Consider the following 24,135-nt stretch of genomic DNA (forward strand, 5'->3'; position numbering starts at 1 on the left):
AAAAGCCTTCAAGGTAAGTAAGAAGAAAATAAAAGAAGCGATAAGAAAGATAAATAAATCTTCACGTGAAGTTATGAATAATATAACGATATTGAACATAGGGAAAGTAACGCCAATTTACAGGATATTAAAATCAATAAAATATGAAAATATAATTTAAGTTTTTTAAATTTAACAAACGCCTTGAAACTAGCTAATTTAAGGGGTTGTCTATAAAAATTAACCTACAATATCTTGACACTATCTATAAAAACCTTTTTATTGCAAAATGCCTTTACTTTATATATAATATCTTTGTTTCCTAATTTTTTGTGTCTGTCGAGGAGAAAAGTATGAAACGATGGGATGTTAAAGAGAAAAACTTTGATTTAATTGTTCATGAAAACAAAGTTATAAATAGTTTGCTTATTTCAAGAGGTATAAGTTCAAAGGAGCAGGCAGACATTTTTTTGAATCCTGATCTTAGGTTGCTTTATGATCCTTTTCTTTTAAAGGACATGGACAGGGCAATAGAAAGAATCGATGAAGCTATTAAGAAAAGGGAAAAGATATATATTTATGGAGACTATGATGTTGATGGCATCACAAGCACGGCAGTTCTTTATAGGGCCTTTAAAAAATTAGGGGTAGATGTTAGTTTTTATATTCCCGACAGAGTTAATGAAGGATACGGTATTAATAGAGAAGCGATTGATCATATAAGTTCCCTTGATGTAGATCTTGTTATAACAGTTGACTGTGGGATAAGTGCTATTGAAGAAGTTGAATATGCAAAGGAAAAAGGATTGGATATAATAATTACCGACCATCATGAATGTAAAGAAAAGATTCCAAACACAATAGCAATAAATCCTAAAAGGTATGATTGCCAATACCCCTTTAAGGGGCTTGCTGGATGTGGCGTAGCCTTTAAACTTGTTCAGGCTTTATTTAAGTTTTATGATCTTCATGGATACGAGGAATTTTTGGATCTAGTTGCTATTGGAACGATAGCTGATATTGTTGATATCACAGATGAAAATAGAATTATTGTAAAATACGGTCTTGAAAAAATACTAACTAGCGATAAGGCTGGAATAAATGCAATAAAACAGGTTGCAGGAATTAAGGACAAGATTTCAACTTATAATGTTGCCTTTCAAATTGCACCAAGACTAAATGCTGCAGGAAGATTAAGTGATGCTAAAATTGCTGTGGAGCTTTTTATTACAAACGATAATGAAAAGGCAATGCAGATTGCAAAATACCTTGATCAGGAAAATAAAAAAAGGCAACAAATAGAACAGGAGATTTTAGATGAATGCATAGAAAAGATTCAAAGGGAGATAGATCTTAAAAAGGACAGAGTAATAGTTTTATCATCACCAAACTGGCATGTTGGTGTAATTGGAATTGTTGCGTCAAGGATAGTGGAAAGATTCAATAGGCCAACCATATTGTTTTATGAAGAAGGAGAAACACTAAGGGGTTCAGGAAGAAGTATAAGGGGATTTAATCTTTATGATAATTTAGTAGAATGTAAGGACCTTCTTGTTAAATATGGCGGGCATGAACTTGCAGCAGGACTTACAATTGAAAGGTCAAAGCTTGATGATTTTAGAAAAAGGCTCAATGAACTTGCCCAAAAAATAGATTGTGAATACTTTGCAGAAAGGATAGACATAGACTTAGAACTTGATTCTGATGATTTGAGCATTGAAACATGCGAACTTTTAAATATGCTAGAGCCTTTTGGGATGGGCAATAATCAGCCGATATTTTGTCTTATGAATGCAAGGGTTTTATCTAAAAGAAGGATAGGCAATCAAGGACAGTATATTAAAATGCTCATTGAAAAAGACTCAAAAACATTAGATTGTGTTGATTTTATAAATAATGTGGAATTTATGGATAGAGAATGGGAATATATTGATATAGCCTTTAATCTGAATATAAACGAATGGAATAATACAAGAAATGTTCAGCTTAATATAAAAGATATTAAGCCTTCTATAAATTATAGTGGAAGTAAGCTTAAGGAAAATTATTTTAGAAATATTAAAGAAGTCCTAAATTTTAGCAACTTTCCTTTTATTGAAACAAAAAATATAAATTATTTAAACTATGATCTGAATTTTTTAAAGGAGTTTGTTTATTTTAAAAGAGGAATTATATTATTAAACGATTATAATTCGATAGAAGAGGTTGATGAATTTAGACAGGTTATGGATTTTAACCTTTACAAAAATTTTGGATTTGAACCCCAATTTATTTTTCTTTCTAAAATTAAGGAAATTGATTTTAAAAATAATGAGGTTCTTATCTATGATTATCTGTTAAATATAGATGATTATTTGTATTTAGATAGCTTAGGCGTTAAGGTTTATCATTTTTTAAATGAAGAGTTTATTAATAGATTAAAAAATCTTAAAAACATGATAACATTTGACGATAAAAAGGCTATTAAGTTTCTTGGAGATTTGATGTATAATGAAGTTGTTGGTAGTTTAGATGATATAGCATGTAAATTTGATATAAATATATTTTTGCTTTATAGGATGATAGTTTATTTAAAAAAAATAGGGGCAATTAGAATATTTACAAAGGATGATAAGATAAAAATTCTTCCTAACAGCACCGAATTTTTGACAATTGCTGATGATTTGAAGGATAATTTTAATAAAATAATCAATTTGTTAGAAAATAAAATCAGGGAGGTATAAAAATGGATTTAAAGGAAAAAATAAGAATAATAGAGGATTTTCCAAAGAAGGGGATAAGCTTTAAGGATATTACTACTGTTCTTAAGGATGGAGAGGCATTTAAGGATGTTATAGATAAAATAGTTGAAATAGTTAAGGATAAGGAAATCGATTTGGTTGTTGGTCCTGAAGCAAGGGGATTTGTTCTTGGGGCACCTGTTGCCTATGCTTTAGGCGTTGGTTTTGTTCCAGTAAGAAAGCCTGGAAAGCTCCCAGCTGATACTTTAAAATACGAATATTCATTAGAATATGGCAATGATGCATTAGAAATTCATAAGGATGCTATAGAGCCAGGACAAAGGGTTCTAATAGTGGATGACCTTCTTGCAACTGGAGGAACAATTTCAGCTGTTGCAAAGCTTGTAGAGGAGCTTGGTGGGGTCGTTGCTTCTATGGGATTTGTTGTTGAACTTACTGGCCTTAATGGAAGGGAAAAGCTTGAAGGATATGATGTATTTTCATTAGTTCAATATGAATTTTAAAATGTCGAAAAAATTTGCAAAATGATGATAATTAATATATAATATATTAAAAACATGGCTGGTTTTTGACCAGCCATAAATTTTACAATGGGGAAGAGGGCTAATTATGCTACAAAGGTTATTAGAAAAGATTAAGGAGAATAATTTAGACGTTGATATTGAAATGATTAAAAAGGCATATAATGTGGCGGAAAAGGCTCATGAAGGCCAATTAAGGGAGTCAGGGGATCCATATATACTTCATCCTGTTGAAGTTGCGATTATTCTTGTTGAAATGGGTCTTGATACTGACGCTATTTGTGCTGCCCTCTTACACGATGTTGTTGAAGACACCCATTTGAGCTATGAGGACGTAAAAAGGGAATTTAATGAAAGCATTGCGGACCTTGTGGATGGTGTAACAAAACTTGGGAAAATAGAATATAAATCAAAGGAAGAACAGCAGGCTGAGAATATTAGAAAAGTTTTGATTGCAATGGCAAAGGATATTAGAGTAATTTTAATAAAGCTTGCAGATAGGCTCCATAATATGAGGACTTTAAAATATCTTCCTCCTGAAAAGCAAAAGGCTAAGGCTGAGGAGACTTTGGATATCTATGCACCTTTAGCCCATAGGCTTGGTATTTCTAAAATCAAGTGGGAACTTGAGGATTTATCATTAAGATACTTGCATCCAGATGAATATTATGAGTTAGTTTCTAAAGTTCAAAAGAAAAGGGCTGAAAGGGAAAAGGAGATAAATGAGATCAAAAATATGCTTCAGGAAAAATTAGAGCAGGCAGGTATTAAGGCAGACATAGATGGAAGGCCTAAGCATTTTTACAGCATTTATAGAAAAATGCATTATAAGAATAAAACCTTTGATCAAATATTTGACCTATTGGCTGTAAGGGTAATTGTTGATACAGTTAAGGATTGTTATGCAGCCCTTGGTATTGTCCATACTCTGTGGAAGCCTATTCCTGGAAGGTTTAAGGATTATATAGCGATGCCCAAGCCTAATATGTATCAATCCCTTCACTCTACGGTAATTGGGCCTAATGGACAGCCCTTTGAAATTCAGATAAGAACATGGGAGATGCATAGGACTGCTGAATACGGTATTGCCGCCCATTGGAAATATAAAGAAGGGATTAACAATAAAGAGCTGGATATAGATGAAAAACTTCATTGGTTAAGACAAATCCTTGAGCTTCAAAAGGAAGCAAAGGATGCAACGGAGTTCATGGAAACTGTTAAAATAGATCTTTTCTCCGATGAAGTGTTTGTATTTACTCCAAAGGGTGCTGTTATTGATCTTCCTGTTGATTCTACGCCTATAGACTTTGCCTATAGGATTCATACCGATGTTGGAAACAAATGCGTTGGAGCAAAGGTAAATGGAAGGATGGTTCCCCTTGATTATAAACTAAAGACAGGGGATATAGTTGAAATAATAACATCGGCCAATTCTAAGGGGCCAAGCAGAGATTGGCTTAATATTGCAAAAAGCTCACAGGCTAAAAATAAAATAAGGCAATGGTTTAAAAGGACCTTTAAAGAGGAAAATATAGAAAAGGGAAGGGAAATCTTTGAAAAGGAAATAAAAAGGCAGGGCTTAAATTTAAATGAGGTATTGAAGACAGAGTATATAGAACCAGTTATAAGAAAATTCAATTTTTCTAATATTGAGGATCTTTATTCAGCAATAGGAAGCGGTGCTTTAACTGCCCATCAGGTTATAAGCAAGCTAAAGGAAGAGATTAAAAAGGAAGAAGTATTGCCACAAAAGGAAATCATCACTGAGGATAAGGCGGAAAAAAAGCCAAGAAAGGGAGAAATCAAAAAACCTGGAGTTATAATAGAAGGGGAAAAGGATTTATTTGTTAGGTTTGCAAAATGCTGTAATCCAGTTCCGGGCGATGAGATAATTGGTTTTATAACAAGAGGGAGAGGAGTATCCATCCATAGAAAAGATTGTAGCAACTTTAAGCATCTTGCAGAAGCAGAACCGGATAGAGTTATTGATGCAAGTTGGACAGGTGAGCATAATGCAAAATTCCTTGCAGAGATTTCAATTGAAGCTAACGATAGACATGGACTTATTGCTGATATTTCAACAACTTTAACTAATTCAAAACTTTCAGTTAAGGCAATAAATGCAAGAACAACAAGAAATCATTTAGCTCTAATAAACTTAACGATTGAAGTCACAAGCGTTGAACAAATAGAAAAATTAATAAAGGATCTTAGAAAATTAAATGGTATTATAGATGTTTATAGAAATCTTAGTTAGGAGTGAGACTATGAGAGCTGTTGTTCAAAGGGTAAAAAGGGCACAGGTTGTAGCTGATGGTGAGCTTACAGGAAAAATAGATAATGGCATTTTAGTTTTGCTTGGAGTTGAGGATAGCGATAATTCTGATGATATAAAATATCTAGCAGATAAGATATGCAACTTAAGAATTTTCGATGATAATGATGGAAAAATGAATTTATCCCTTATAGATGTTAAGGGTTCCCTTTTGGTGGTTTCACAATTTACTTTATACGGAGACTGCAGAAAGGGAAGAAGGCCTAATTATATGATGGCGGCAAAACCTGAACATGCGGAAAAGATTTATAATGAATTTGTTGAAGAATGCAAAAAATATGTCGAAAATGTTCAAACAGGAAAGTTCCAAGCTTATATGGATGTTGAGCTTGTAAACGATGGGCCTGTTACATTGCTTTTGGACAGTAAGAAAAACTTTTGAGGTGAGGATATGATTTTTGAGGTATTCCAATTAGGCTATTTTCAAACTAATTGTTACTTAATTGGCGATGAAAAGACTAAAGAATGTGCATTAGTTGATCCGGGTGGAACTCCTGATAAAGTTTTAAAAAGATGTGAGGAATTAGGTTTAAAAATTGAGTATATATTATTAACCCATGGTCATGGTGACCATATTGCTGGAGTTGAAAGGATTAAAACAAAAAGCGGTGCTAAAGTTTTAATGGGCAAAGAGGATGAGTATTTAGTAAATGGTGGGACTCAGGAGTTAATTCCTATTTTTAGAAATATAAAACCCTTTCTGCCTGACGGATATTTAAGGGAAGGAGATATAATTGACGTTGGTAGTTTAAATATTGAAGTTATTGAGACGCCTGGACATACTCCGGGAGGCTTGTGCTTTAAGATAGGGAATATACTATTATCGGGAGATACACTTTTTCAGGGTTCAATAGGCAGGACGGATTTCCCTAAGGGATCCTTTGAAACTTTGATAAATTCAATAAAAAACAAGCTATTAATCTTAGATGATGAAACAAAGGTTTTTCCTGGACATGGTCCATCTACTACAATTGAAAAAGAAAAGAAGTTTAACCCCTTTTTGAATGAATAACCATTCTTAGGGCATACTAAAATATGAAGTATGCCAAAAGGGGGATTTTTTATGAAAAAAAGAAAATATAAGTCTAGATCCTTTGACTATGAAAATCCATTGAATGATTTGGACTATGATACTTATATGGATATTATAAGTAGTGGACTTAAGGACAGCGAAATTGCAAGGGAGCTTAATATTAGTTTGGAGGAGGTTAAGCTCTTAAAGGATAGAACGCAAAAGGATATATAGGGGAGAGTATTGTGAAGATTGGATTAAAAGGACATGATTATAGATATGAAGTTTTTCAAATAGCATCTTTGTTTTATCCTAAGGATGAAATAAAGTTTATGGATGATGGATATGAGCTTGAAATTATTTATGACAGGGACAACAACAAGGTTACAGCTAGTTTGAATGGAATTTTAGAATCGTTGAATTTGAATTCTAATGATGAAAAAGAAGTAAAAAATGGAGTAAAGTATACCCTTTTAAAGCTTTTGCAAAATGAAACTGGAGTTAAAATGCCATGGGGAATACTTGTTGGTATAAGGCCTACCAAAATAGTTCATGATGCCTTTAAAAGGGGCCTTAATGAAGAAAGTATAAGAGAAATTTTAAAAGAAAAATATTTAGTTTCTAAGGAAAAGATAGATTTATTACTGGAAGTTGCTAAAAATGAGGCGCCGTTTTTAGATCAGCCTAAAAATTCAGTTGCCCTTTATATAGGCATTCCCTTTTGCCCAACAAGGTGTGCCTACTGCTCTTTTACTTCAAATCCATATAAAGGAAATAACCTTGTTGAGGATTATTTAATTGTATTAAAAAAGGAAATCTATTCGGTTATAAATTTTTTAAAGGATAGGGGTATTACAATTGATACCCTTTATGTTGGTGGGGGGACACCAACTTCTTTAAATGAAAAAGAGTTAGACGAGCTTTTTTCATGGGTAAAGGATCTTATCGACGTTAAAAAATTAAGGGAATTTACTGTAGAGGCCGGAAGGCCTGATTCTTTAAATAGGGAAAAATTAATGATATTAAAGGAAAATGGAATTACAAGGATCAGCATAAATCCTCAGACCATGAATCAAGAAACGCTAGATTTAATTGGCCGAAGGCATACGGTTGAGGATGTAATTGAGAAATTTTATTTATCAAGGGAAGTGGGCTTTAATAATATAAATATGGATATCATAATAGGGCTACCAGGAGAAAAGGAAGAACACATTAAAAGGACGATGGAAAAGATTTTACTCTTAATGCCTGATAGCATTACAATTCATACTATGGCAGTAAAAAGGGCAAGCCTTTTAAATGAAAGGATGTTTAAAGGGGATAAGGATTTAGCAAGCAGAATGTATGATATTGCAACAGATTATGTTAAAAGTATAGGAATGCATCCCTATTATATGTATAGGCAAAAGAATATGGTTAGCCCCCTTGAGAATGTAGGGTATAGCTTTAGGGGTAAGGAATGCATATACAATATTCAAATGATAGCAGAATCTACAACTGTTATAGCCTTAGGTGCTGATGCTGTAACTAAAATTGTTTATGGGGAATCAGGAAGGATAGAAAGGGTTGCAAATCTTAAAGATGTAAAAGAATATATCTTAAGAATAGATGAACAAATAGATGAAAAAATAAAAATGTTGATTGACATTTGTTAAACTTATTGATAATATAATTAATAAAAAATTTATATCAAAAGGCTGTGAAGGGGAGGAGTAGCCTTCAAACACCGAACAGGGAGGGGATGCCGCGATTGAGAGCATCTTCACGGTTAAGGAGGGTGAAGGACACCCTGGAGCTTCCGCCTGAAATGAGTAGGGTGGGACGCTGATGCGTTATCAAGTCAAGTGGGTTTTATGCCAATTAGGGTGGCACCGCGGAATTATCCGTCCCTTTTTAAGGGGCGGTTTTTATTTATTTAAATTTTAATTTAAAGGAGGTTAAAAGATGCTAACACAAGCTCCAAAGGGGACTAAGGATGTATTGCCAAAGGAGTCATATAAATGGCATTATATCGAAGGTGAAGTTAGAAAAATTTGTGCTGAGTTTGGATATTCGGAAATAAGAACACCAACCTTTGAACATACAGAACTAATATTAAGAGGTGTTGGGGAAACTACCGATATAGTTCAAAAGGAAATGTATACCTTCAACGATAAGGCTGGAAGAAGTATAACCCTAAAGCCAGAAGGAACAGCACCAGCCGTTAGAGCTTTTATAGAACATGGCCTTCAATTCGATACTCAACCTACTAAACTTTATTACATAACACCCGTATTTAGATATGAAAACGTTCAGGCAGGAAGGCTAAGGGAACACCACCAATTTGGAATAGAAATGTTCGGCTCACCATCACCATCGGCAGATGCTGAGGTTATTTCCCTTGCTATGACCTTCTTAAAAAGACTTGGGCTCGATAATTTAAAGGTAAACATAAACAATATAGGATGCCCTGAGTGTAGAAAAAATTACAACGAAGCGTTAAAAAATTATCTTAAGGATAATTTTGATGAACTTTGTGATGTGTGCAAAGATAGATATGAAAGAAATCCATTGAGAATACTTGATTGCAAGGAAAAAACATGCCAAAGAATTGTAAAGGAAGCACCGATAATTACTGACTATGTATGCGATAATTGCAAAAATCATTTTGAGGGATTAAAGCATGAGCTTGAACTTCTTGGGATTCCTTATGAAGTAGATCCTCATATAGTAAGGGGACTTGACTACTATACACAAACTGTTTTTGAAATAATATCAAGTAGCATAAAGGAAAATCTTACGATATGCGGTGGGGGAAGATATAATAATTTGATTAAAGAAATAGGTGGACCAGACATGCCAGCTGTTGGCTTTGGACTTGGTCTTGAAAGACTCATATTAACATTAGAATCCAAGGGGATTGAAATACCAAAGCCAAAGGGAATAAGTCTTTATGTTGCATCGATAGGAGATAAGGCAAAGGATGAGGCTGCAAAGATAGTTTATGAATTAAGAAATAAAGGTATTTCCTGCGAAAGGGATCTTATGAATAAATCTTTGAAGGCGCAGATGAAGTATGCTAACAAAATCGGTGCAAAATATGTAATTGTTCTTGGAGATGAGGAAATAGAAAACAATAGGGCTAAATTAAAGGAAATGGAAACAGGACAGGAAGAAGAAATAGTTTTAAGCGATATTTATGAAGTAATTAAAGAAAGGATTTAGGAGGGATATTATGGCTGAGGCTTTAAAGGGCTTAAAAAGGACCCATATGTGTGGCGAACTAAGGGAAATTCATGTTGGACAAAATGTTGTTTTAATGGGATGGGTGCAAAAAAGAAGGGATCTTGGTGGACTTATTTTTACCGATCTTAGGGATAGAACGGGAATTGTTCAGGTTGTATTTGGTGAGGAAATAAATAAAGAGGCTTTTACAAAAGCACAGGAGTTAAGAAGTGAATATGTTATTGCAGTTATTGGTGAAGTGGTTTTAAGGGAAGCTCCAAATCCAAATATACCAACGGGAATGATTGAAGTTAAAGGAAAGGAACTTAGAATATTATCAGAATCAGAGACGCCACCAATATACATTAAGGAAAATTTAGATGCCTCAGAGGCAATAAGATTAAAATATAGATATTTAGACCTTAGAAGACCAGACCTTCAAAGAAATATAATAATAAGGCATAAAGCAGCTAAGGTAGTAAGAGATTTTATGGATGAAAATGGATTTTTAGAGATTGAAACTCCGATGCTTACAAAAAGCACTCCTGAAGGTGCGAGGGACTATTTAGTTCCAAGCAGAAATTTCCCGGGAAAATTTTATGCTCTACCTCAATCACCACAGATTTTTAAACAGCTTCTTATGGTTTCAGGGTTTGATAGATATTTCCAAATTGTTCGCTGCTTTAGGGATGAAGACCTTAGGGCAAACAGACAACCGGAGTTTACACAGATAGATATTGAAATGTCCTTTGTGGACATTGATGATGTAATAGACTTAAACGAAAGGCTAATGAAAAGATTGTTTAAAGAAATCCTCAATATAGATATTCCAACTCCTTTCCCAAGGATAACATATAAAGAGGCAATGGAAAGATACGGTTCGGATAAGCCGGATATAAGATTTGGGTTAGAACTTGTTGACATTAGTGATGAGGTAAAAAATAGCAATTTTAAAGTATTTAAAGATACTGTAGCAAATGGTGGAACAGTAAGGGGAATAAATGCAAAGGGATGCGCAGAATTTTCAAGAAAGGAAATAGATAAACTTGAAGAACTTGTTAAGACCTATGGAGCTAAAGGACTTGCATGGATAGCCTTAAAGGAAGGAGAAATAAAATCTCCTATTGCAAAATTTTTATCAGAAGAAGAATTAAATGCAATTAAAAACAAGATGCAGGCGGAAACAGGAGATTTACTTTTAATTGTTGCAGACAAACCAAAAACTGTTTTTGCAGCTTTAGGGGCCCTTAGACTTGAACTTGGAAGAAAACTTGAGTTAATAGGTCCTAATAATAAAGAATTTAAGTTCCTTTGGGTTACTGAATTCCCACTTCTTGAATACGATGAAGAGGAAGGAAGATATGTTGCAATGCACCATCCATTTACAAGTCCGATGGATGAGGATATAGAATTATTAGAAACAAATCCGGAAAAGGTTAGGGCAAAGGCCTACGACATGGTTCTAAATGGAGAAGAAATAGGTGGAGGAAGCATTAGAATACATGATACAAAACTTCAAGAGAGGATGTTTAAGGCATTAGGACTTTCGATGGAAAAGGCCTATGAAAAATTTGGTTTCCTTCTTGAGGCCTTCAAATTTGGACCTCCACCCCATGGAGGATTAGCTTTTGGATTTGATAGGATTGTTATGTTCCTTACGGGAACTGACAATATTAAAGATGTTATAGCCTTCCCAAAGAATCAAAATGCAGCCTGCCCACTTACAAATGCTCCATCAGAGGTTGATGAAAAGCAGTTAGATGAACTTGGTATAACTGTTATTGAAAAAGAATAATCCCTTAATTTACATAAGGGTTTACTATTGATATTTTCGACAAAAGGTGTTATATTAATAATTAAATAAAAGAGCCTGCCGTATTCGCCAGGATGGATTATGTATTGAGCCAACACCTACGAAAAGGGAGCCCGGGCTCCCCATGTGGAATGTAGGCCTACTAAAGGTAGGGAACAAGAAGCATGGGGGAGGGCACCCACCTGCTGAGAGCAGGTTCAATCATTCCATCCAGCGATATGGTGGGTTTTTGTATGTAAGGAGGTAACTATGTTAGGACCTTTTTCAAGAACAGAACTTCTTTTAGGAAAAGAAGGTGTTGAAAAGCTTAAAAAAAGCACTGTGGCAGTATTTGGAGTTGGAGGAGTTGGATCCTTTGCTGTTGAGGCTCTTGCACGCTCAGGAGTTGGAAGATTAATTTTAATAGATGATGATGATGTTTGTATAACAAATATAAATAGACAACTACATGCAACAACAAAAACTGTTGGAAAACCAAAGGTGGAGGTAATGGCTGAAAGGGTTAAAGAAATAAACCCTAAGGCTGTTGTTCTACCTATAAAAGAATTTGTTTCAAAGGATAACATTGAAAAGTTATTAACTAATGACATAGATTATGTAATTGATGCTATAGATACAGTAACTTCAAAGATAGAGCTTGTAGTAAAATGCAATGAAATGAATATTCCAATAATAAGCAGTATGGGGGCTGGCAATAAGCTTGATCCGACTAAGTTTGAGGTTGAGGATATATATAAAACAAGTGTGTGTCCATTAGCTAAGGTCATGAGGACCGAACTTAGAAAAAGAGGAATTAAAAAACTGAAGGTTGTTTATTCAAAGGAGCCACCGATGAAGCCAAAGCTTGATGAAGTTGTGTCCTGCAAGGTAGGATGCGTATGCCCACCTGGTGCAACAAGAAAATGCACTGACAGAAGACAAATCCCAGGAAGCATATCCTTTGTGCCTTCGGTAGTAGGTCTTATAATGGCCGGTGAGGTAATTAAAGATATAGTTTTTGGAGAAAATAAGTAATAATCAATTGAGAAAATGTTAAATTTAGTATATTATTATATGTGAGTATCGGTCATGAATAATTTTTATAAGGAGGTTACTATGGCAGGAACATATTCATTTGATATAGTTTCAAAACCAGACCTTCAAGAAATAGATAATGCTGTTAACCAAACTATAAAGGAAATATCACAAAGATATGACTTTAAAGGCGTAGTTGCAGAGGTTGAATTTAACGGCAAGGATGAAATAAAAATTCATGCTCAGGATGAATTTAAGCTAAAGAGCATATTAGAAATTTTGAAGGCTAAGATGGTTAAAAGGGGGGTGTCGCCAAAGTTTTTAGATGAAGGAAAGATTGAGGCGGCAACAGGTGGAACAGTAAGGGAAACTGTTAAAATTAAAAACGGCATAGAAAAGGAAAAGGCAAAGGAAATAGTTCAGGAAATCAAAAATACAAAACTTAAGGTTCAAGCTCAAATAATGGATGATATTATAAGAGTATCAGGAAAAAGCAAAGATGATTTGCAGTCAGTTATTCAAATGCTAAGGGGAAGGGACTTTGGAATAGAGCTTCAATTTACAAATTATAGATAAGGTGGGATAAAAATGGTTCAATGCTGCTCTAAGGAAGATATTATCAAAAGGCTAAGAAGAATTGAAGGTCAAGTAAAGGGAATTCAAAAGATGGTTGAAAATAATGAGGAATGCTCTGATATACTAATTCAAATAGCTGCAGTGAGGGCTGCAATTAACAAAGTTGGTGGTTTGATTTTGGAAAATTATTCAAAATCATGTATTATGAAGGCAGCAACTCAAGAATTCGATGGCGAGAAGGAAATTCAAGAGCTTATCGATGTTATACTAAAGTTTATGAAGTAAATCTCCTACTAGACGTGGGAGATTTTTCTTTTTTTTACAAGGTGTGAATGAAATTATTCAGTATAGGTATAAGTGTGCAATTTTTTATTGATATTTATAATAATTAAATTTATAATAAAATTATAAATATTGCAAAAATTCGCGAAAGGAAGTGTTGTGATGAGCCTTGAAAATGTTAAAAAAGTGGATCCTGAGGTATATGAATACATATTAAAGGAAATGGAAAGGCAGCAGAACAAAATAGAGCTTATCGCTTCGGAAAATTTTACAAGCAGAGCTGTTATGGAGGCACAGGGATCACAACTTACAAACAAGTATGCGGAAGGATACCCAGGAAAAAGATATTATGGGGGATGTGAATATGTTGATGTTATAGAGGACCTTGCAAGGGAAAGGATGAAAAAATTATTTGGTGCAGAACATGCTAATGTTCAGCCCCATTCAGGTTCTCAAGCTAACATGGCGGTTTACATGGCAGTTTTAGAGCCAGGGGATAAGGTTCTTGGTATGAATTTGTCCCATGGTGGTCATTTAACCCATGGAAGTCCTGTAAACTTTTCAGGAAAGCTATTTAATTTTATAGCATATGGAGTAAATGAAGAAGGATTTATAGACTATGAAGAACTTAGAAAACTTGCCCTTCAGGAAAAACCAAAGATGATTGTATCAGGTGCCAGCGCTTATCCAAGAATAATAGACTTTAAGAAAATAAGAGAAATTTGCGATGAAGTTGGAGCTTACATGATGGTTGATATGGCACATATTGCAGGATTAGTTGCAGCAGGTCTACATCCAAATCCAGTTGAATATGCAGATTTTGTTACAACAACAACCCATAAGACCTTAAGGGGACCAAGGGGCGGTGCAATACTTTGTAAGGAACAATATGCAAAACTTATAGATAAGACCATTTTTCCAGGAATACAAGGGGGACCCCTTGAACATGTTATTGCAGCAAAGGCGGTATGTTTTAAGGAAGCGATGAGTGAAGAGTTTAAAGAATATCAAAGAAAAGTTTTAGAAAATGCAAAGACTTTAGCAAATGCCCTTATGGAAAGAGGATTTAAGCTTGTTTCCGGAGGAACAGATAACCACCTTATGCTTGTTGATTTAAGAAATAAGTATATTACAGGTAAAGATGCAGAACATCTTCTTGATGAAGTTGGAATTACAGTTAACAAGAATACAATACCATTTGATCCTGAAAGTCCATTTGTAACAAGCGGTATAAGAATAGGAACTCCTGCAGTTACAACAAGAGGCTTTGGTAAAGAAGAAATGGTAGAAATTGCAGATATAATAAATTGGGTTATCGAAAATAGGGATAAGGATCTAACACCTGCAAGGGAAAGGGTTAAAGCTCTTGTAAACAAGTTTAAATTATATGCATAAAAGGAGCCAGCTAGCTGGCTCCTTTTTAGAGATTAATTGGATATTAGGAGGACAAGATGAAAAGAGTTAGATTGGGTTTAATTTTTTTGCTTTTATTTTTATTTTTATTTAATTTTTCTGTATTTGCGAAAAGCAGTATAAATAATAAAACAAGCTACCAATTAAACTTCAAATCAAAGATTTTAAAAATAGGTGAGAGTTTTAATTTAAAGGTTATCTCAAAATCTCAAAGTGTAAATAATTTAAAAGTTGCTTTTTCATCAAGCAATAATAGGGTTGCTAGTGTAGATAAAAATGGAAGGGTTAGAGCAATTGGAGTTGGCTATGCAGAGATTAGGGCAGAAATTAAAGATAAAAATATAAGACTAGCTTGTATAATACAAGTAAAACCCAATGAGGTTGAAAAAATCAGTTTAAATGTAAGAAAATTAAATTTAAAGGTAGGGGAAACATATGAGTTAAGTGCAAAAGTATATCCTAACAATGCAACAAATAAAGATTTAATTTGGATAAACAGCAATCCAGAAATAGTTGAAGTTTATAATGGAAAAGTTTTTGCCAAAAAATTAGGGCATTCAGTTGTAACAGTTTATTCTCATGATAAAAAAGCATATGATAAATGTTTAATTAGTATTATAGATGAAGAGATTAAAAATTTTCCTAATATGCCTCTTGAAGAGCAGGCCGAGTATGTAATAAAAAATTATTGCAAGGATGGTTATTATATTTTAGAATCAGTAGCAAATAAAAAGAATGATACTATATTAAATCTTATTAAGAAGTGGAAAATGGATGAATTATTTAATACTATAAAAGTTGCTGTCCATGAGGAATGTCATGACTACCAAAATATAATGAATAAAAGCCAATATGACTGGAATAATCGATTTTGGATTATTAATCAAACACATATTTTGAATGGGCAACCGATTGTTGTAAAATTTGTTCCGGACAAATTATTTAAAACTGAACTTGCTTTAAATAATATACCAGAAAATTTGAAAACTTTAAGATGGAAAACGTATGTTTCTAGTGGTAGCCAAAATGCTAGCAATGTTTATGGTATATATGGCTTGTTACAGGAATATGAAGCTTATTACCACGGAGATAAAGCAGTTTATGATACCTTTGAATATGTCAAAAAAATTCCTTTTACAGTTGAAAATTTCTCAACTTATTATGAAAGAATAGGTGGAACGGCATTTTATGAATTTACTTATTATATTTTAAGTTATTTAAAATATGCACAAGAAAATAGACCTGATGTTTACAATATTATCATCAATGATGAAAACTTTAGACTTGTGTTTAAATATGTATATACAAATTATAAATCCTTGGTAGAAGAGATGAAATTAAAAAGAGCACAAGAGATTAAAGATTATCTTATAAAAATGGGATATGATGTTGAGTTTGGGGTGTTTGATATAACAATTTCTGGTAATGGAAGTTGGTCTTCTATTTCTACAGGTAGCTATAATATTTTCAATTTGAAGAAGGAGCTTGAAAAGGAAGAATATAAAAAGTTTCTAAATGAAATTCTAAAATAAATATTTTTGGGGTGGGGTGTTGTATGTGTGATACTTTAGTTGCCCTTAAAAGTTGGACTAAAAATGGGGCTGTTATTTTTGGCAAAAATAGCGATAGAGAAAAGGATGAACCTCATGTTATAATAAGGGTTCCAAGAAAAAAACATAGTAAGGATGAAAAGGTTAAATGCACCTATATTGAAATTCCGCAGGTTGAGGAAACCTACGACTGCATTTTATTTAAGCCCTCATGGATTTATGGTGCAGAGATGGGAGTTAACGAATTTGGTGTTGTAATAGGTAACGAAGCGGTTTTTACAAAGGAAGGGCAGGGCCCTCCTGCACTTTTAGGTATGGATATGCTAAGGCTTGCTCTTGAGAGGAGTAAAACTGCCCTTGAGGCAGTTGAACATATTGTTTATTTTATCAAAACCTATGGTCAGGGGGGTAAATGTGGATATACAAAAAATTTAAGGTATCACAATAGTTTTATAATAGCCGATTTTAATTCAGCTTATAAATTAGAAACAGCAGACAAAAAATGGGCCCTTAAGAAGATAGAGGATTTTGACAGCATATCTAATTCATTAAGTATAACTGATGACTATGATATGCTAAGTAGCGATGCAGAGGAAGGATTTATCTATAATAAAGTTACTAATAGAAAAAACTTCAATTTTAAAGAAAGATATGAAAACAAATTGATTGCTAAAATTGCATCTGGAGATTTTAGAAGAAATATTACTTATAATTTTTTAAAGGAAAAGAAGGGGAAACTTAAAGTAGAAGATCTTTTTGAGATTTTAAGATATCATACAGATTTAAACTCAAAAAATATTTTTAATGGTTCAATGAAAAATATTTGCATGCATGAAAAAAGCATGATTTCAAGTGAAACAACAGGAAGTATGGTTGTAGAACTTATTGATGGACAAATTAATATATGGGCTACAGGATCATCGCTGCCCTGTTTGTCAACATATAAGCCCCTTTGGTTTATAGATAGCGATGTATTTTTCTATGAGGATGATTTAGAAGAGGCAGTTGAATATTGGAGAAGGGAAAGGGAATTTATAAAGCAAGTTGAGGAAGGTAAAATCGATAGGGAAATTTTTGTTAAAAATAGAGACCATCTTGAGAAGGAGCTTTTACAAAGAGTAGCTTTGGCAAAATCGGATGAAGAAAAAAGGGAAATTTTGAATATTGCGTGGAAAGTAAAGTAAAAATTAAATTTAGCAAAGAATGTTAATGAAAGATAGGGACAGTTCTAATCAAAAGAGCAACTGTCCCTTTAATTTTGTCATAATAATTATTCTTGGAGAAAAAAGGACTTGCAAGGTGAGGATAAATTCTTTCAGTTCAGTAGCATAGCTCCAGACTTTTTAAAGAAATATTTTATTTCACTATTGTTAAGATAAACTGTTCCAATAAAACTATGTTTTGAATTTTTATTTTTGATTGAATGAAAATCAGAACCTGCCGTATAAAATGAAAATTTTGATAATGCAAGGTTTATAAAATAAAGAGATGTATTGAAGTCAGTATTTGAGTATTTGGCTTCAATACCATCAAAGGGAAGACTTAAAACTTGTTCTATGTTTTTATTGGATATTCGCATGGGATGAGCTAAAACAACTGATGCTCCAAAGCATCTTAATAAATTTATTCCCTCAAGACAGGATAATTTGCCTTCCTTAAGTTCTAAATTTATATGATTTTCTAGTATTTTTCTAACTTTTTTAAACCTATGGGATTTAATAAGCTTTAGTATTTCCTGGAATGTATCATGTTGATAAAGATTATTTCAAAATATCCTAACAAATGAACGCTTTCGCAATTAAATTTAGTCGAAAGTTCAACAGCAGGGACTACTGATACACCATAATTTCTACCTGCTTCAACTGCCTCTGATATTCCAGCTGTTGTATTATGATCAGCAATTGAAATGACATCGATTTTATTTATTTTTGATATTATAATTATTTCAGTGGGGCTATATTTACCATCAGAAGCATTGCTATGAATATGAAAATCGCCTTTATTTAACATATTTAACCCAACTAAATAATAGCAATGTCATTGCTAATATATGTGATATATATAACGGTTGTGAATTAATTTTTAGTTAAATTTTGCTTAAATTTTAGAATCTTTTTAAAAATTAATAAAGCATGTTAAGTTTATAACGATTAAGACGATAACTATTTTGTGGAAATATTGTGAAAAATGTCAAGTAAATGGAGGGGTTTAAATGAAGGACTTGGAAATGCTTCATCAAAGGAACAAACTTCTTATTAAGCTTTTGTGGTTGTCTCTTGTGCTCGGAGTTATTGTAGATATTGCAAACAAGCTTCCTATGAAAACAATTTTATCAGTTGCAATAACCGGAGGAATAATATCAACCATTATAACTTATTTGATTGTTAAAAGAAAATTTATTCAATCAATTAAGTATTTAATAGCCGTCTCATTAATAATCTTTTCGTATATGATATTAAACGCCTCAACGGGATCCACTTCTTTTGTAAACGTATTAATAATATATTTTAGTATAGCAGTTATTTCCCTTTATCATGATTATAGAGTTATTATAGTTTCAGGCATATTAGGCCTTATACTAACGAATTACTCCTTCTTTGCATATAGAGATACTATGTTTCAGAACGTTCCGCAAAAAACGTTAATTTCTCTAAACCTTTATTTAGTTTTATATACTGCAATCTTAATTGCACAAAGTAAAATAGGAGAAAATATGAGAAATGAGCTTGATGAAAAACAAAATGAGGCAACAACAGCAAAGGAAAAAATTGAGGGGGTATTGAAAGAGGTTAAAAGGACGGTGGAATTTTTATTAAGCTTTAGTTCAAATTTGCAAAACAATGTTGAGGCAGTTGGGCACATTACATCTGATATTTCATCTGCATATTCTGAGGTTTTAAAGGGAGTGGATTCTCAAACAATAAGCGTAAACGGTATTAGTGAATCGATTATAGATATAGATAAAAATGTAGAAGAACTTTTACTGAAATCTGGCGAAATGAAAAGGGCATCAAAGGAGATTGCTGAGATTTCACAACATGGTCAAGATAGCATAGAGGGACTTTCACAGGATATGAATAGGGTGCATGAAATAATTATAAATACTGTTGAGCTAATGAAGGAACTTAACAATAAAAACAGCGAAATATCATCAATATTAAATGCGATAACTTCAATTGCAGCTCAAACTAATCTTTTAGCTTTGAATGCTTCTATAGAAGCTGCGAGGGCAGGAGAGCATGGTAAAGGTTTTGCAGTTGTAGCAAGTGAGGTTTTAAAGCTTGCAGAAAGCTCAAGAAGGGCAACAGAGGAGATTGCAAATATTTTAAAGGATATAGAAATCAAAACAAAAAATGTTGCTGAAAAGGTTAACTTAGGCCAGGAAGCGGCAGAAACAAGCATTAGGACAAAAGAAAAAGTGGATGAGATATTTAAAAATATATTAACAATAAGCCAGAATGTTCTTGCTTATTCTAACGATGTGGACAATGGATTAGAAGGTATAAAAACTTCTTCCTCTAAGGTAAGCCATGAGGTTCAAACTATAGCAGCCTTTACAGAGGAAAACACCGCCGCTATGGAGGAGGTTATGGCAAGCATAGAGTCACAGGAGGAAAGAGTGCAGGATATAGTAAAGAGCTTTAGTGAATTAGAAAGGATGACAAAGGAACTAAATAGCCTATTAAATAATTAAATAATCCCACCTAAAAGGGTGGGTTTAATAATAAATTTAAACTTAAGGGGGGATTCCTGTGGGGAACGGCATGTTTTTAACTGATGAGGAAAAAAAGATTTTAGAAGGGGAGTTTGGGGAAACCCTTCAAAAGGTTATGAAAACGGTGGTATTGTATGGACAAACCTTTGGGGCTAAAAGACTTGTGAAATTAGATGGACCAGTCCATCTTGTTACTTCCTTCGGCATTCCTATGCTAACGCCTGTCTTTGAAATGATGGAGGAACTTATAAAATCAAACATTAAGGCCCAAAAGCCCTTTACGGTTGATCCAAGACCTTTGGATTATTGCAATGTTCCTGTTAATATTTTAAAAAAACTAGTTTTTAAAGTGATGTATGGAAAGCAAAAGGATTATGAAGACCAATTAAGGGCTGTAGGCCTTAAGGATGATAATGCATTTACCTGTGCTTGTTATCTACCTGAAGTTGGGAATATTCCTAAAAAGGGAGATATTCTTGCCTGGGCGGAATCATCTGCAGTAGTTTATGCTAATTCAGTTATTGGTGCAAGAACTAATAGAAACTCAGGAATAATAGAACTAATGTCGGGGATTTTAGGAAAAACACCGGAGTTTGGTTTTCTAACAGATGAAGGAAGAAGAGCAACATGGTTAGTAGAAGTAAAAACAAGCAAATTGCCTAACCCTCAAGTTTTAGGAAGCGCAATAGGAATGAAGGTAGTTGAGGATGTTCCCTACATAATAGGGCTAGATAGATTTTTAGGCACAGGACTTTCTGAAGATACCAAGGATTATTTAAAGGACATGGGGGCTGCAAGTGCATCAAATGGTGCCGTTGGACTTTATCATGTTGAAAATATAACTCCTGAAGCAGCTGAAATGGGAAGGCAGCTTCTTAAGGAAGGATATAAGACCTATGTTATAGATGATGAAGAAATTAAAAGGGTAATTAATTCCTATCCTATAATGTGGAAGAATATAAATGCAAAACCTAAGGTATGCTTTATCGGATGTCCACACCTTTCTTTAAATCAACTTTATTATTGGACGGAAAGAATAGTAAAGGCTCTTGAAAATGTAGGACAAAAGAAATTAAAGATAACAACTATTTTATGTGCGCCACCGGATGTTATTGATGCCTTTAAACGGGATGAGAAGTCATATAATAGGTTGATTCAAACGGGAGCAAAAATAACTTATATCTGTCCTTTGATGTATATGAATAATCCCTTATGTGCAAAAGAGGCAGTTATAACCAATTCAAATAAATTAAGAACCTATTCGACAGCAAGATTTTATTTAGATGACGAGATTTTAGATAGAATAGTTAGGGGATATTAGGGGGGGATATTATGCCGAAAATCTTCAAGGGAAGAGTAGTGTTAGGAGGAATTTTTAAGGGCGAAGCGGTTGTAACCCACAAGGGTCTTAATATACTTGCTTCCTTTCAGAAAAGCGCCCTAAAAAAATCCAAAAGGGTTATTTGTGCTGACCAGAATAATGAAGAGTTATTTGGAAAGGATTTGACGGATAAAATAATATGTCTACCGACTACAATTGGTTCAACAACAGGAGGAATGGTATTAGAAGCAGTTGCAAGGCTTGGGACTGCACCGGCGGCTATGCTTTTTTCAGGGCATATAGATTCTTTAGCAGCGGCGGGTGTAATTTTAAGCGATGTTTGGGTAAATAAAAGAATAATTACAATTGACCAGTTAGGAGAAGAATTTTTAAATACAGTTAAAACGGGGGATATCCTTGAGATTAAGGAAGATGGCACAATTATCATAGAATAGGGGGGATGGGTATGGAATACTCAAAGTTATTTGAGGCTGGCTATATTGGAAAATGCAAAATTAAAAATAGAATCATAATGGCACCAATGGGAAACATAAACATGGCTGATCCTATTGGAAGGCCCCTTCAAAAGATGATAGATTATTTTGCTGAAAGGGCAAAGGGAGGCACAGGACTTCTAATTACAGGTTTAATTCCTGTTTCCTATGGGATAGATCCAACTGTTTCTGAGGACAACGATACTACGTATTTTCCAAGGATCGATGGCTCATCAAGAACAAGGCTTTCAGGGTGGAGGGACTTAACGAGTGCAGTTCACTCCTATGATGCAAAGATATTTATTCAGCTAACAGCAGGCCTTGGAAGGGTAGGTTCACCTGAACCAGCCCTTAAAGGGAAATTATTAAAATCTGCATCCTTCAATAGAAACTTTTATGTTCCACAAGTTCCACATATTCCCTTTACCGATATGGAGATAAGGAAAATAGTCAAAAATTTTGGCCAGGCGGCTGTTAACGCAAAGGTAAGTGGGTTTGACGGAGTTCAGCTACATGGCCATGAAGGATATCTTATGGATCAATTAACTTCTGCTCCTTGGAATAGAAGGAAGTTTGGAAGATATAAAAACAAATTTCAATTTGCTGTTGATGTGGTAAGAGAAATCAAGAAAAGATGTGGGGAGGATTTCCCTATAATATATAGAGTAGACTTAACTCAAGGACTTAGGGAATCCTATGGTGATGATGTATTCAAAAAAAGATTTAAAGGTATGGAAAGGACGATAGAGGAGGGACTTGAGTTTTGTAAAGTTCTTGCAGAGGCAGGAGTTGATGCCTTTGATGTAGATAAGGGTTGCTATGATAACTGGTTTTTCCCTCATCCGCCAGCATACTTTGATGATATGCCTTATGTAGAGGAAATTGCAAAAAGATTGAAGGATTATTTCAACAAGGAAGGAATAAAGGCGCAGGTTATAGCAGTGGGAAAACTTGGAAAACCTGAGGTTGCTGAAAAGGTTTTGCAGGATGGATTTGCAGATTTTATTATGCTTGGAAGACCCCTCCTTGCGGACCCCTATTGGCCTAAGAAGGTTTATGAAGGAAGAATAAGGGAAATAAACCACTGCATAGGGGATCAAGAAGGATGTATTCAATCCTTTATATTAGGGGGACATCCCTGCTGTGCAATAAATCCCTATACTGGATTTGAAGATTGCAAAAAAATTGAAAGGGCACATACGGTAAAAAAAGTTGCCGTCATTGGTGGAGGACCTGGAGGATGCGAAGCTGCAAAAACTGCCTTTTTAAGGGGGCACGAAGTTACTTTGTTTGAAAAGGGCGATAAGCTTGGAGGACAACTACTAGCAGGCAGCACAATGAAAATTAAACATGACGTAGCAAGATATATAGAAAACTTAAACTATCAAATGAATTTATTAAAGGAGAAGGGGTTAGATATAAGACTTAATACGGAAGTTAAAATCGAGGATCTTAGGGACAAATATGATGTTATAATATGTGCAAATGGCATTAAACCTTTTATTCCTAAAATAGAAGGACTTGAAAGGATAAGATATATGGAGGCAAGGGAGCTTTTGATGAAGGGAATGGCGATCCCTCATGATGTAAAAAAGGTTACAGTAGTTGGCGGAGGATTAGTAGGCTGTGAGGTTGCATATTCCCTTGCATTTGAAAGGAATTTGGAGGTAACCATTATCGAAAAGCTTCCCGATCTTATGACAGGTGTGGTTCATGCAAATAGAGCAATGCTACTTTGGATGATGATGGGCATGGGATCACCATCAGGTAAAAAGGAGGATGCGATAAAAACCCCAATTAAAGCTTATACCTCCTCAGAGGTAGTAAAGTTTGATGAAGAAAGGGTTTATATAAAGGCAAATAGAAAAAGAAAAGATCCTTATACACCTTGGAGGACTTTAATTCCAGAAAATATCCATAATCCTTTTGAAAGGAAGCTTGATCCTAAGGATACAGAAGAAATAGTAATAGATACGGATTATGTTGTATTTGCTACAGGTGGCATTGCAAACGATGAATTTTATTATAAGCTTTTAAGAGAAAGAGCAGCAAAGGAAATTTACGTTATTGGTGATGCAAGACAGGTAGGAAGAGCCTGGGAAGCTATAACAAGCGCCAATGAGGTTGCAAGATTTATATAAAATTTTAAGGCAGTTCAATAAAAG

Annotated in this window: 21 protein-coding genes, 1 other RNA gene and 1 other annotated feature; of the genes, 20 read left to right on the forward strand and 2 right to left on the reverse strand. The window is 34.0% G+C overall.

What is annotated here, in order from left to right:
- Positions 1 to 332 precede the first annotated feature (332 nt).
- From recJ to Q3V94_RS04330, 16 genes are all read left to right on the forward strand, one after another.
- The gene (recJ, locus tag Q3V94_RS04255) at positions 333 to 2,702 is read left to right on the forward strand and encodes a single-stranded-DNA-specific exonuclease RecJ (protein ID WP_303525437.1); all 2,370 of its coding nucleotides are present in this window, start codon (positions 333 to 335) and stop codon (positions 2,700 to 2,702) included.
- A gap of 2 nt (positions 2,703 to 2,704) precedes the next feature.
- The gene (locus Q3V94_RS04260; RefSeq protein ID WP_008909926.1) at positions 2,705 to 3,223 is read left to right on the forward strand and encodes an adenine phosphoribosyltransferase; all 519 of its coding nucleotides are present in this window, start codon (positions 2,705 to 2,707) and stop codon (positions 3,221 to 3,223) included.
- Positions 3,224 to 3,329: 106 nt separating this feature from the next.
- Positions 3,330 to 5,498, forward strand: a complete 2,169-nt coding sequence (locus Q3V94_RS04265) for a bifunctional (p)ppGpp synthetase/guanosine-3',5'-bis(diphosphate) 3'-pyrophosphohydrolase (RefSeq protein WP_303525440.1) — start codon at positions 3,330 to 3,332, stop codon at positions 5,496 to 5,498.
- A 10-nt stretch (positions 5,499 to 5,508) separates the two neighbouring features.
- Complete coding sequence (dtd, locus tag Q3V94_RS04270; protein WP_274768044.1) at positions 5,509 to 5,958, forward strand: D-aminoacyl-tRNA deacylase; 450 nt, start codon at positions 5,509 to 5,511, stop codon at positions 5,956 to 5,958.
- 9 nt (positions 5,959 to 5,967) lie between these two features.
- Entirely contained in the window at positions 5,968 to 6,588 is a 621-nt protein-coding gene (locus Q3V94_RS04275; RefSeq protein ID WP_303525442.1) for an MBL fold metallo-hydrolase, read from the forward strand.
- Between the two features lie 51 nt (positions 6,589 to 6,639).
- Entirely contained in the window at positions 6,640 to 6,822 is a 183-nt protein-coding gene (locus Q3V94_RS04280) for a hypothetical protein (protein WP_008909922.1), read from the forward strand.
- Positions 6,823 to 6,833: 11 nt separating this feature from the next.
- Positions 6,834 to 8,243 (forward strand): coproporphyrinogen dehydrogenase HemZ, encoded by a 1,410-nt coding sequence (gene hemZ, locus Q3V94_RS04285; protein WP_303525445.1) that lies wholly within the window; start codon positions 6,834 to 6,836, stop codon positions 8,241 to 8,243.
- Between the two features lie 35 nt (positions 8,244 to 8,278).
- Positions 8,279 to 8,482: a binding site (T-box leader), on the forward strand.
- A 50-nt stretch (positions 8,483 to 8,532) separates the two neighbouring features.
- On the forward strand, positions 8,533 to 9,792 hold the full coding sequence (gene hisS, locus Q3V94_RS04290) for a histidine--tRNA ligase (RefSeq protein WP_303525447.1): 1,260 nt from the start codon (positions 8,533 to 8,535) through the stop codon (positions 9,790 to 9,792).
- A 10-nt stretch (positions 9,793 to 9,802) separates the two neighbouring features.
- On the forward strand, positions 9,803 to 11,587 hold the full coding sequence (gene aspS / locus Q3V94_RS04295; protein WP_303525450.1) for an aspartate--tRNA ligase: 1,785 nt from the start codon (positions 9,803 to 9,805) through the stop codon (positions 11,585 to 11,587).
- A 69-nt stretch (positions 11,588 to 11,656) separates the two neighbouring features.
- Positions 11,657 to 11,837: non-coding RNA, 6S RNA (ssrS, locus tag Q3V94_RS04300), on the forward strand.
- Between the two features lie 17 nt (positions 11,838 to 11,854).
- Complete coding sequence (locus Q3V94_RS04305) at positions 11,855 to 12,619, forward strand: tRNA threonylcarbamoyladenosine dehydratase (RefSeq protein WP_303525452.1); 765 nt, start codon at positions 11,855 to 11,857, stop codon at positions 12,617 to 12,619.
- 81 nt (positions 12,620 to 12,700) lie between these two features.
- A complete protein-coding gene (locus Q3V94_RS04310; RefSeq protein ID WP_008909917.1) occupies positions 12,701 to 13,195 on the forward strand; it encodes a YajQ family cyclic di-GMP-binding protein in 495 nt (164 codons plus the stop codon).
- A 12-nt stretch (positions 13,196 to 13,207) separates the two neighbouring features.
- Positions 13,208 to 13,480 (forward strand): metal-sensitive transcriptional regulator, encoded by a 273-nt coding sequence (locus Q3V94_RS04315; RefSeq protein ID WP_274768039.1) that lies wholly within the window; start codon positions 13,208 to 13,210, stop codon positions 13,478 to 13,480.
- A gap of 159 nt (positions 13,481 to 13,639) precedes the next feature.
- Complete coding sequence (gene glyA, locus Q3V94_RS04320; RefSeq protein ID WP_303525454.1) at positions 13,640 to 14,872, forward strand: serine hydroxymethyltransferase; 1,233 nt, start codon at positions 13,640 to 13,642, stop codon at positions 14,870 to 14,872.
- Between the two features lie 56 nt (positions 14,873 to 14,928).
- Positions 14,929 to 16,422, forward strand: a complete 1,494-nt coding sequence (locus Q3V94_RS04325; protein WP_303525456.1) for an Ig-like domain-containing protein — start codon at positions 14,929 to 14,931, stop codon at positions 16,420 to 16,422.
- A 23-nt stretch (positions 16,423 to 16,445) separates the two neighbouring features.
- Positions 16,446 to 17,624, forward strand: a complete 1,179-nt coding sequence (locus Q3V94_RS04330; protein WP_303525460.1) for a hypothetical protein — start codon at positions 16,446 to 16,448, stop codon at positions 17,622 to 17,624.
- A 131-nt stretch (positions 17,625 to 17,755) separates the two neighbouring features.
- On the opposite strand, the gene Q3V94_RS04335 is transcribed toward Q3V94_RS04330, so the two are convergent.
- Entirely contained in the window at positions 17,756 to 18,019 is a 264-nt protein-coding gene (locus Q3V94_RS04335; RefSeq protein WP_303525462.1) for a hypothetical protein, read from the reverse strand.
- 146 nt (positions 18,020 to 18,165) lie between these two features.
- Entirely contained in the window at positions 18,166 to 18,450 is a 285-nt protein-coding gene (locus Q3V94_RS04340; protein ID WP_303525464.1) for a PHP domain-containing protein, read from the reverse strand.
- A 202-nt stretch (positions 18,451 to 18,652) separates the two neighbouring features.
- On the opposite strand from Q3V94_RS04340, the gene Q3V94_RS04345 reads away from it, so the two are divergent.
- From Q3V94_RS04345 to Q3V94_RS04360, 4 genes are read left to right on the forward strand one after another with little or no spacing between them, the layout of a single operon-like run.
- The gene (locus Q3V94_RS04345; RefSeq protein ID WP_303525466.1) at positions 18,653 to 20,134 is read left to right on the forward strand and encodes a methyl-accepting chemotaxis protein; all 1,482 of its coding nucleotides are present in this window, start codon (positions 18,653 to 18,655) and stop codon (positions 20,132 to 20,134) included.
- Positions 20,135 to 20,192: 58 nt separating this feature from the next.
- Positions 20,193 to 21,476 (forward strand): aconitase X, encoded by a 1,284-nt coding sequence (locus Q3V94_RS04350; RefSeq protein ID WP_368506507.1) that lies wholly within the window; start codon positions 20,193 to 20,195, stop codon positions 21,474 to 21,476.
- A gap of 11 nt (positions 21,477 to 21,487) precedes the next feature.
- On the forward strand, positions 21,488 to 21,931 hold the full coding sequence (locus Q3V94_RS04355; protein WP_303525469.1) for a DUF126 domain-containing protein: 444 nt from the start codon (positions 21,488 to 21,490) through the stop codon (positions 21,929 to 21,931).
- Positions 21,932 to 21,942: 11 nt separating this feature from the next.
- Positions 21,943 to 24,111, forward strand: a complete 2,169-nt coding sequence (locus Q3V94_RS04360) for an FAD-dependent oxidoreductase (protein ID WP_303525471.1) — start codon at positions 21,943 to 21,945, stop codon at positions 24,109 to 24,111.
- Positions 24,112 to 24,135 lie beyond the last annotated feature (24 nt).

The sequence above is a fragment of the Caloramator sp. CAR-1 genome, from assembly GCF_030546345.1.
In the GTDB taxonomy this organism is placed as follows: Bacteria; Bacillota; Clostridia; order Clostridiales; family Caloramatoraceae; genus Caloramator; species Caloramator australicus.

Coding starts and splice junctions, on each gene's coding strand:
- Q3V94_RS04265 (WP_303525440.1), top strand. CDS start 3,330: ATGCTACAAAGGTTATTAGAAAAGATTAAGGAGAATAATTTAGACGTT.
- hisS (WP_303525447.1), top strand. CDS start 8,533: ATGCTAACACAAGCTCCAAAGGGGACTAAGGATGTATTGCCAAAGGAG.
- Q3V94_RS04330 (WP_303525460.1), top strand. CDS start 16,446: ATGTGTGATACTTTAGTTGCCCTTAAAAGTTGGACTAAAAATGGGGCT.
- Q3V94_RS04315 (WP_274768039.1), top strand. CDS start 13,208: ATGGTTCAATGCTGCTCTAAGGAAGATATTATCAAAAGGCTAAGAAGA.
- aspS (WP_303525450.1), top strand. CDS start 9,803: ATGGCTGAGGCTTTAAAGGGCTTAAAAAGGACCCATATGTGTGGCGAA.
- Q3V94_RS04310 (WP_008909917.1), top strand. CDS start 12,701: ATGGCAGGAACATATTCATTTGATATAGTTTCAAAACCAGACCTTCAA.
- Q3V94_RS04345 (WP_303525466.1), top strand. CDS start 18,653: ATGAAGGACTTGGAAATGCTTCATCAAAGGAACAAACTTCTTATTAAG.
- Q3V94_RS04260 (WP_008909926.1), top strand. CDS start 2,705: ATGGATTTAAAGGAAAAAATAAGAATAATAGAGGATTTTCCAAAGAAG.
- dtd (WP_274768044.1), top strand. CDS start 5,509: ATGAGAGCTGTTGTTCAAAGGGTAAAAAGGGCACAGGTTGTAGCTGAT.
- Q3V94_RS04280 (WP_008909922.1), top strand. CDS start 6,640: ATGAAAAAAAGAAAATATAAGTCTAGATCCTTTGACTATGAAAATCCA.
- Q3V94_RS04340 (WP_303525464.1), bottom strand. CDS start 18,450: ATGTTAAATAAAGGCGATTTTCATATTCATAGCAATGCTTCTGATGGT.
- Q3V94_RS04325 (WP_303525456.1), top strand. CDS start 14,929: ATGAAAAGAGTTAGATTGGGTTTAATTTTTTTGCTTTTATTTTTATTT.
- Q3V94_RS04335 (WP_303525462.1), bottom strand. CDS start 18,019: ATGCGAATATCCAATAAAAACATAGAACAAGTTTTAAGTCTTCCCTTT.
- recJ (WP_303525437.1), top strand. CDS start 333: ATGAAACGATGGGATGTTAAAGAGAAAAACTTTGATTTAATTGTTCAT.
- Q3V94_RS04355 (WP_303525469.1), top strand. CDS start 21,488: ATGCCGAAAATCTTCAAGGGAAGAGTAGTGTTAGGAGGAATTTTTAAG.
- Q3V94_RS04305 (WP_303525452.1), top strand. CDS start 11,855: ATGTTAGGACCTTTTTCAAGAACAGAACTTCTTTTAGGAAAAGAAGGT.
- Q3V94_RS04360 (WP_303525471.1), top strand. CDS start 21,943: ATGGAATACTCAAAGTTATTTGAGGCTGGCTATATTGGAAAATGCAAA.
- glyA (WP_303525454.1), top strand. CDS start 13,640: ATGAGCCTTGAAAATGTTAAAAAAGTGGATCCTGAGGTATATGAATAC.
- Q3V94_RS04275 (WP_303525442.1), top strand. CDS start 5,968: ATGATTTTTGAGGTATTCCAATTAGGCTATTTTCAAACTAATTGTTAC.